This window comes from Paenibacillus thiaminolyticus (assembly GCF_003591545.1).
GTDB classification, from domain to species: Bacteria; Bacillota; Bacilli; order Paenibacillales; family Paenibacillaceae; genus Paenibacillus_B; species Paenibacillus_B thiaminolyticus_A.
On sequence record NZ_QYZD01000035.1, the window covers coordinates 1 to 9,531 of the forward strand.

Consider the following 9,531-nt stretch of genomic DNA (forward strand, 5'->3'; position numbering starts at 1 on the left):
AGGCACGATGGTGATTGTGCCGAAGGACGACCGGATCGATCCGTCTCGTCTGCACCACTGGATGGAGCGAGAGCGGGTCACCATTTTCGAATCAACGCCGGCGCTGATCGTGCCGTTCCTGGAGTACGTACACGAGAAGGGGCTGGATATGAGCTGGATGGAGCTGTTGATCACGAGCTCGGACAGCTGCAGCGTGGCGGATTACCGAACCTTGCAGGAACGCTTCGGCTCATTGTTCCGGATCATCAACGCCTACGGCGTGACGGAAGCGGCGATCGACTCCAGCTTCTACGACGAGGAACTGACGAAGCTGCCGCAGACAGGCCATGTGCCGATCGGCAAAGCGTGGCTGAATGCAAAATTCTACATTGTGGACGCGCATCTGAACCCGGTGCCGGTCGGGGTGCTGGGCGAGCTGGTTATCGGCGGAGTCGGGGTAGCGCGCGGGTACTTGAACCGTCCGGAGCTGACGGAAGAGAAGTTCGTAGACAGCCCGTTCGCCGCGGGCGAGCGGCTGTACCGCACGGGCGACTTGGCGCGGTGGATGGAGGACGGGAACGTGGACTTCATCGGCCGGATCGACAACCAGGCGAAAATCCGGGGCTACCGGATTGAGACGGGCGAGATCGAGTCGCAGCTGCTGCGGGTGGAAGGCGTGCGCGAAGCGGTGGTGCTGGTTCGAAGTGACGCGAACGGGCAGAAGGCGCTATGCGCGTATTACACGCCGGATACCGGAGCGGAGTTGGCAGTGAACGTTCTGCGCAGCGCGCTGGCGCAGGAGCTGCCAGGGTACATGATCCCGTCGTACTTCGTGGAGCTGGAGCGCCTGCCTCTGACGCCGAACGGAAAGATTGACCGGAAGGCGCTGCCAGCGCCGGAAGGGGAAGCGGGAAGCGGAACGGAGTACGTCGCACCACGCAATGAGCTGGAAACGAAGCTGGCGGCGATTTGGCAGGAGGTGCTGGGGCTTGCGAAGGAGATTGGCGTTCATGACAACTTCTTCGACATCGGCGGCCACTCCCTGCGAGCGACGACGCTGGCGGGCAAGGTATTTAAGGAATTAAACGTCAACCTGCCGCTGCGCGACGTATTCCGTCACTCGACGATTGCGGCGATGGCCGAGGCGATCGCCCGGATGGAACGGCGGGAGCACGAGGCCATTCCTCAAGCGGAGGAGAGAGAGTACTACCCTCTGTCCTCTGCACAGAAACGGCTGTTCATTCAGCACACGCTGGATGGAGCGGATCAGCTTTACAACATGCCGGAGTTGGTGCAGGTGGAAGGCGAGTTTGATTTAGACCGGTTGGAAGCCGCCTTGCGGAAATTGATAACACGGCACGAATCGCTGCGCACCGGTTTTGAAATCGTGAAGGGCGAAGCGGTTCAGCGGATTTACCCGCAGGTCGATTTTGCTATCGAGCATCATGAAGCGGATAAAGAGGATGCGGCTCAAATCGAGCAGATCGTTCGCAGCTTTGTTCGTCCGTTTGATCTCGGAAAGCCGCCGCTGTTGCGAGCCGGGATCATCGGGCTGGAGCCGAACCTGCATATTCTCCTTTTCGACATGCACCATATCGTGTCCGACGGCGTATCGATGGCGATTGTGATCGATGAGTTCTCGAGTTTCTACGCCGGGGAAGAACTGCCGCCACTGCGCATTCAATACAAGGATTATGCCGTTTGGCAGCAGTCGAAGGCCCACCGAGAGCGGATCGGGCGGCAGGAAGCGTACTGGCTGCAAACCTTCGAAGGCGAGCTGCCGACGGCGGACCTGCCGATGGATTACGAACGGTCTGCGGTTCGCAGCTACGAAGGCGCGCATCTGGAGTTCGACGTCGAAGCTTCTCTCTCTGCGCGGCTGCGCGAATTGGCGGCCGAGCGTGAAAGCACGCTGTTCATGGTGCTGCTTGCGGCTTATACCGTGCTGCTGTCCAAGTACAGCGGGCAGGAGGACTTGGTCGTGGGCACCCCGGTGGCGGGAAGAACAAACGCCGATTTGGAACCGGTCATCGGGATGTTTGTCAATACGCTGGCGATCCGCAATCGTCCGTCGGGCGACAAAACGTTCTTGTCCTACCTAGAAGAAGTGAAGGAAACGGCTTTGGGCGCTTTCGAAAACCAGGATTATCCATTCGAGGAACTCGTGGAGCGTTTGAATGTGAAGCGGGAGCCGGGCCGCTTCCCGCTGTTCGATGCCGTTTTCGACTTGCAAAATATTGAAGAACGAGACGCCGAACTGGAAGGGGTCAGCCTGAAGACTTACGAGCTTGACCATTTGGAAGAAGCGAAGTTCGATCTGACGCTGTTTATGTATGAAAACAACGGGGCGCTGAGCGGGGGCTTCTTCTACGCCACCAAGCTGTTCAAAGAAGCGATGATCCGCACCTTGACTGAGGATTACCTGCGGGTACTGTCTCAAATTGTGGAAAATCCGCAACTCGAGCTAAGCCGGATTGAATGTCACAAACCGTCGGCAGGCGCAAAGAGTGCCGTCGATACGATCGAATTCGCGTTTTAATCTTACAAGCGCGCCTCCGACGTCAAGCGAAAGCGGCGCGCATCCCAAGGAAGACGGCGAAAAAAGTCCAAGCCCGTAAACGCGCAGGCCGAAAGCAAGCTTTTTCGGACCTGCGCCTGGGCAAGGGGTTACTTCATTTTTAGGGGAGGTACGAATGAAATCTTTATTTGAAAAGGAAGAACGGTACTGGAGCGGCAAGTTTGACGCCGATGACAGCCTGAGCTTCCTTCCCTACAGTCAATCCTCCAAATTATCCGCCGACGGGGAAGCTGCGGCCGAGCCGGGCTTGCTTCACCGTACTCTGCCGAGCGAACTCTCGGAGAGAATCATTCGCCTCGCCAACGGTTCGGATTTGGCTTTGTACATGATTGTTTTGGCAGGAGTAAAAAGCCTGCTGTTCAAATATACCGGGCAGGACCAAGTGCTGGTCGGCATGCCTTCTTATAGCGCAGACCCCGACGGGACTCCGCCGCCGCATGACATCTTGGTGATCAAGACGTCCGTAAGCCGCCAGACTACGCTGAAAACGCTGCTCGGGGGCATCAAAGCTTCCATCGGCGAGGCGCTGGAGCATCAGCATCTGCCTTTTCGAAAAATGGTGGAGCCGCTCCATCTGGACTATACGGGGGACGGCCTCCCGGTCGTCAACACCGTCGCATCTTTCGCCCCGATTCATCCGGTACCGCTGGGTAACCGGGTGGCGGCCGATACGGTTTTTCAATTTGACCGCCAAAACCACTCCATCAAGCTGGAAATAAACTTTGACGGGCAGCGGTACGAGCGGGCATTTGTGGAACAGGCGGCCGACCATCTTGTTCGGCTGCTGTCCGTGCTTTTATTTCAGCCGGATCTGGAGCTTGGACAAGCCGATGTGCTGTCCCCAGACGAGAGGGAGACGCTGCTGAAGCGATTTAATGACACCGAAACCGGGTTCGAGCAGGGGAAAACGATTCACGGCTTGTTCGAAGAGCAGGCGGAGCTTTACCCGGACCACGTGGCCGCCGTCATGAATGAGCGGCAGCTGACCTACCGTGAACTGAATGAGCGATCCAACCGCCTTGCACGGAAGCTGCGGGAGACGGGAGTAGAAGCGGACCAACTGGTAGCGATTCTGGCCGAACGCTCCCTTGATATGGTCGTCGGCATTCTGGCGATTCTTAAAGCGGGCGGAGCCTACGTGCCTGTCGATCCCGACTACCCGGAGGAGCGCATCCGCTTCATGATTGAGGATTCGGGCGCGTCGTTATTGCTGATTCAAAAGCATCTGCACGAGAAGACCGACTTCGCAGGAACGCGCCTCGAATTGGATGATTTTGTTTGGGGCAACAGAGGGGCGGACTCCGAAGGTGCGCTGGACGCTTCGAACCTGGAGCCGATTTCCGGGCCGAGCAACCTGGCTTATGTCATCTACACGTCGGGAACGACCGGCAGACCGAAAGGAACGCTGATCGAGCATAAGAACGTCGTGCGCCTTCTGTTCAACGACAAGAACCTGTTCGACTTCGGGCCGTCCGACACGTGGACGCTGTTCCACTCGTTCTGCTTCGATTTCTCCGTCTGGGAAATGTACGGAGCACTGCTGTACGGAGGCAAGCTGGTCATCGTACCGCCGCTCACGGCGAAAAATCCGGCCGATTTCTTGGCGCTGCTGGGCCGCGAACAGGTCACGATTTTGAATCAGACGCCAACGTACTTCTACCAGCTGCTGCGTGAGGTCTTGGCGGACCATCCGTACGATCTGCGGATTCGCAACGTCATCTTCGGGGGCGAAGCGCTGAGTCCGCTGCTGCTCAAGGGCTTCAAGACGAAGTACCCGGAGACGAAGCTGATCAATATGTACGGCATTACCGAGACGACGGTTCACGTGACGTATAAGGAAATTACGTGGGTCGAAATGGAGGCGGCGAAGAGCAATATCGGCAAGCCGATCCCGACGCTGAGGGTGTACGTCCTGGATGAAAACCGCCGCCCAGTGCCGATCGGCGTAGCGGGCGAAATGTACGTGGCCGGGGAAGGCCTTGCGAGAGGATACCTGAACCGTCCGGATCTGACGGCGGAGAAGTTCGTCGATTCCCCGTTTGCGGAGGGGGAGAAGCTGTACCGCTCGGGCGACTTGGCGGCTTGGCTGCCGGACGGCAACATCGAATACCTGGGCCGGATCGACCACCAGGTCAAAATCCGCGGGTACCGGATCGAACTGGACGAAATCGAGACGCAGCTGCTGAAGATCGCCGCCGTGCAAGAAGCCAAGGTGCTCGACCGCGACGACGCGAACGGCCAAAAGCAGCTTGTCGCTTACTACGTCGCGGAAACGAGGCTGGCGGCGCATGAACTCAAGGAGGAGCTCGCCAAGCAGCTTCCAGGGTATATGATTCCTTCGCACCTCGTGCAGCTTTCGCGGATGCCGCTGACTCCGAACGGGAAAATCGACCGCAAAGCGCTGCCCGCGCCGGAGGAAGCCGCGGCCGGAGGAGCGGAATATGTAGCGCCGAGAACGCTGCTCGAAATGAAGATCGCCCGCGTCTGGCAGGATACGCTTGGCGTTCCGCAGGTCGGCGTAAAGGATAACTTTTTTGAGTTGGGTGGCAATTCATTAAGTCTGATGAGGCTCGTTCAAGCCGTTTACGATGAAACGGGCATCGAGATACCGCTGAACCGCCAATTCCATCATGTAACAGTTGAAGCCATGGCTTTCGGAGAGGGGGATCTGGGGCTGGATAAGGGGGGATACTCCTTCATCAAGCTGAATAAAGCAGGAGATCTGAACGTGTTCTGCTTCCCTCCAGGCAGCGGCTTCGGCATCGGTTACCGAGAGCTCGCAAGCAGACTCGACGGCCAGTTCGTGCTCTACGGCATTGATTTTATCGACGATGCCACCGATTACGAGGTCATGCTGAACCGTTATGTAGACGAGATCGTCCGCATCCAGCCCGAAGGACCTTACGTGCTGCTCGGCTACTGCTTTGGAGGCAATCTCACGTTCGAGGTAGCCAAAACGATGGAGAAAAGAGGGTATTCCGTAACGGACGTGCTTATGGTGGATTCGTGGATTAAGGACACGCTGACGCCTCCCGAAACGTCGGAGAAAGAGCTTGAAGAAACGCTTGCCGATTTCGACGAAGAAGAGAAGGAATTAATGAGCAATCCGCTCGTGCGGGAGCGGGTTCATCGGAAGGTCAAAGCGACCTTGACGTACGAAGCGCAGCTTATTAATTCCGGCACGATCCCGGCCCGGATTTACGAACTGATTGCGAAAGACAGCGAAGCGTTCCGCCTGGAGCACCAATTGCCGTCCTGGCGGGGGGCAACGACGCAAGCTTACGCCGATTACCGGCTGGAGGGCGCGCACGAGGAATTGCTGGAACTCGCGCGCGTGGACGAAACGGCCGTTATAATCCGGGACATCTTAGAGCAAGTCAAGCGGCAGATCGAAGCGGAGGCCGGGGTACTGCATGGAAGCTGACCGGCAGCAGTCTGTTCAAGAACAAGGCACAGCGGCGCCTTCCAAGCGCCAATCCGCTTACGCTACCTGGAAAGCGTTCCGCTGGCTGATGTGCTATGTAAGCCGTCACAAAGGCTGGATGATCGTCGGTACCTTGTCTGCAATTGCCGCCGCCGTTATTGAGATATGGACGGGAAGTTTGATCGAGCAGCTGACCACCCAGGCCGAGAAGGGGACGGGGCCAATCGTTCTGCAAATCGTGTACACGGTCTTTGTGGTCATCTTGATCGGTGTGCCGGCGAAGTATTTCATGAGCTTCGGGGTGGAGCGAAGCAGCGCCTCTGCGGTGCAGGATATCCGCAACCATGTCATGCGTCATATCGGCAAACTCCCGGTCTCCTATTTGGAAAAGCAGCACTCCGGCGACGTGTTGTCGCGTATCAACAACGACCTGCAGCTCATCCAGCAGTTTATGATTCGGGACCTTGCCCAGTGGTTTTATCATCCGCTATTGTTCATTGGCTGTTTCGCTTATTTGATCTACCTCCAATGGGAGCTGATGCTTTACAGCCTGCTGTTATTTCCCTTAGCGCTGCTGGTTTCCCAATGGATCGGCAAGCAGTTGGAACGGTTGACGGAGGAAGCCCAGGCGAACATGGGCCGAATGAACGTCAACCTCCAGGATACGCTCGGGGGTATGCCTATTGTAAAAAGCTACCTGCTATCCGGCATGTTATCTCGCTCCTACCAAGTGCTGCTGCAATTGACGGCCCAAAAAAAGCTGGCCGTGAAAAAGCGGGAAGCCTGGGTCAATCCGTTGCTTTCCACGCTGATGATCAGCCCGATCATTTTCGCCGTCAGTTACGGAAGCTATTTGATCTACCAAGGGCAGCTAGGCGCGGGGGAACTGGTCGCCTTCCTGTACTTGCTGAATCTGTGTCTGGAGCCGCTGGAGCATATTCCCGAGCTCATCACACGGACGTTCGAAATGGCCGGTGCCCTCAGAAGGGTCTCCGAAATCGTCGAGCAGCCGACCGAAACGGAAAATGGCCGTTCGCTTCCGAAGGCGAGTGCCGCCCCCATCGAGTTTCAGAAGGTAACCTTCGGGTATGAGGAGAGCTCCCCAATCCTGCGGAATGTTAGCTTTTCGGTGCCGGAAGGGAAGACGATCGCGCTTGTCGGAGCGAGCGGCGGAGGGAAGAGCACGGTGTTTAAGCTTGTATGCGGCTTTTATCCGCTTCCGGAGGACCAGGGTGAGATCCGCGTGTTCGGCAGCCTGATCCACGGCGCCGATCCGGAGCAGCTTCGGTCGCATTTTTCCGTGGTAACCCAGGATTCATATTTGTTTAGCGGCACGATCGCCGAAAATATCGGCTACGGGCGGGAAGAAGCGTCGATGGACGAGATTATCGAAGCCGCCAAAGCCGCTCAGGCGCATTCCTTCATTATGCAGCTTCCCGACGGCTATCAGACGTATGTCGGAGAGCGCGGAGGCTTTTTGTCCGGCGGGCAGCGCCAGCGCATTGCAATGGCCCGGGCTTTTCTGAAGGATGCTCCCGTTCTGCTGCTGGACGAGCCAACGTCGGCTCTTGATCCGGAGTCGGAAAGCGCGGTTCAGGAAGCGCTCAACGTATTGATGAAGAATAGAACGACCATGGTTATTGCCCACCGGCTTTCTACTGTTCAAAACGCCGACGAAATTTGGGTCATGGAACAGGGGAATATTGTTGAAAAGGGCACTCATGAACAATTGCTGGAGAGGAAGGGACTGTACGCCCAGTCGTACTACCAGGAATTTACCGATTCTGCCGAACGCAGGGAGGTGGCGTACACATGAAAAAGGGCGGATGGCTCTCGCAAGTGAAAGAACTCGGCTACTTGCTGACCTTTATGAACCGCAAGCGCAAAACCCAGTACGCCATTGGCCTGGCCGTGACGGCACTCACCCAGACATTGTTCCTGATCGCCTTCAGTTTGGTCGTACATAACTTGGTTGATTTCGCCGTGTCTCGAGATACGTCCCTGATGGTGGAAGCCTTTATTATTTTGGGTGCGGCGCTGTTCCTGGAAAATGTGATTTCTCCCTGGTTCATTTACTTATACCAGCGCAGTGTCGAACTGACTGTGCTGAATATCCGCAAACGTCTTTACGACAAGCTGTGCCGGGTGCGGCCGAGATTTCTGGAACAGACGCACCATGGGGACTTGCTGTCGCGGGTGAACAACGACGTAACGACCGTTGAGTTTACATTTTCGCAGGTTTACTTCGTTTTGCTGCTTCAAATTGTTTTTTGCATCGGCTCCATTGTCTCCATGGTGTTGATCGATTGGCGGTTTGCCGGCCTATCCTTCGTCATTCTGCTGCTGTCCTCCGTGGTCAGCCTGAAATTTGCGCGGGATATTCGAGCCTTGTCCGAACAAGGCTTGCAAACGCTCGGTAAAATGACCGAAAAATTCAAAGATTTTATGGGCGGCATTCAAATTGTGAAGCTGTTCCGCATCCGTACGATTTACAACCAGTACGAAGCGTTGAACGAACAAATGACGCAGACGCTTCGGCAAACTGCGCAGAAGAATGGCATGCAGGCTGCGGTGAACCATTTTATCAGCTACGTCACGTTCTGCGGCATCATCGTCATCGGCAGTCTTCTTTATGCCTACGGACTGATGGGAATGGGAAGCGTCGCCGCCCTGGCGGTTCTGCAAGTGAATCTGACGCACGCCTTGTTGAACTTGGGGATGGTTCTGTCGATGACCCAAAATTCGCTCGCGGGCGCTCACCGGATTCAAGAGGTACTAAGAGAGGAAGAGGAACCGGAGCGTTTGGGATCTCCTCATAGCGAGCTCATGTCAGAGGCTGCGGTGGAGTTTCGCGATGTGGAATTTTCCTATCAGGCAGATAAAAAGGTGCTTGTCGACATGTCCATGCAGGTGTTTCCCGGCCAGGTCGCCGCTATTGTGGGGGCCAGCGGCAGCGGCAAAAGTACGCTGATCAAGCTGCTGCTCGGCTTTTATCCTGTGGATAGCGGAGAAATCCTGCTCCAAGGCAAACCGTTCGGCCATTACACGCTGGACGAAATCCGCAGGCAGATTGCATACGTTCCGCAGGAGCCGTTCTTATTTACCGGCACGATTGAGGAAAACATCCGCTACGGCAACCCGGATGCAACGGATGAAGAAGTGATTGAAGCGGCCAAAGCGGCGTGTGCTCACCATTTCATTAAGGAACTTCCGGAACAGTATAAAACGCCGGTGGGAGAGAGAGGAGCGTCGTTGTCGGGCGGACAAAGGCAGCGAATTGCGATTGCCCGGGCGATTCTCAAAAACGCCCCGATTCTGCTGCTGGACGAAGCGACTTCCGCGCTGGATAACGAGTCCCAGCATTGGGTACAGCAGGCCCTGAACGTTTTGATGAAGGGGCGCACCACCATTCTGATCGCGCACCGTCTCAGCACCGTGGAACATGCGGATTTGATTACCGTCATGAACCAAGGCACGGTCGTCGAGCGGGGCCGCCATCAGGACCTGCTGGCGCTCGGGGGTTATTACGCTCGGCTGTACGGTTAGCCTA

At 56.5% G+C, this 9,531-nt stretch carries 4 protein-coding genes; all 4 read left to right on the plus strand.

Annotated elements, in window-relative coordinates; genetic code table 11:
• Positions 1–2,518 (plus strand): condensation domain-containing protein (locus tag DQX05_RS24945; protein ID WP_147385228.1); only part of this gene is annotated, 2,518 nt, incomplete at its 5' end.
• A gap of 154 nt (positions 2,519–2,672) precedes the next feature.
• Positions 2,673–5,981 (plus strand): non-ribosomal peptide synthetase, encoded by a 3,309-nt coding sequence (locus tag DQX05_RS24950; RefSeq protein WP_119796059.1) that lies wholly within the window; start codon positions 2,673–2,675, stop codon positions 5,979–5,981.
• Positions 5,971–7,797 carry an ABC transporter ATP-binding protein gene (locus DQX05_RS24955; RefSeq protein ID WP_119796060.1) on the plus strand — a complete coding sequence of 609 codons (1,827 nt, stop codon included), beginning with the start codon at positions 5,971–5,973 and terminating at the stop codon, positions 7,795–7,797. The genes DQX05_RS24950 and DQX05_RS24955 overlap by 11 nt, the downstream gene beginning before the upstream one ends.
• Positions 7,794–9,527, plus strand: coding sequence for an ABC transporter ATP-binding protein (locus DQX05_RS24960; protein WP_119796061.1), 1,734 nt, complete (start codon positions 7,794–7,796; stop codon positions 9,525–9,527). The genes DQX05_RS24955 and DQX05_RS24960 overlap by 4 nt, the downstream gene beginning before the upstream one ends.
• Positions 9,528–9,531 lie beyond the last annotated feature (4 nt).

Excerpts from the sequence above, each read along its gene's own strand:
- DQX05_RS24955 (WP_119796060.1), top strand. The coding sequence starts at position 5,971 with ATGGAAGCTGACCGGCAGCAGTCTGTTCAAGAACAAGGCACAGCGGCG.
- DQX05_RS24960 (WP_119796061.1), top strand. The coding sequence starts at position 7,794 with ATGAAAAAGGGCGGATGGCTCTCGCAAGTGAAAGAACTCGGCTACTTG.
- DQX05_RS24950 (WP_119796059.1), top strand. The coding sequence starts at position 2,673 with ATGAAATCTTTATTTGAAAAGGAAGAACGGTACTGGAGCGGCAAGTTT.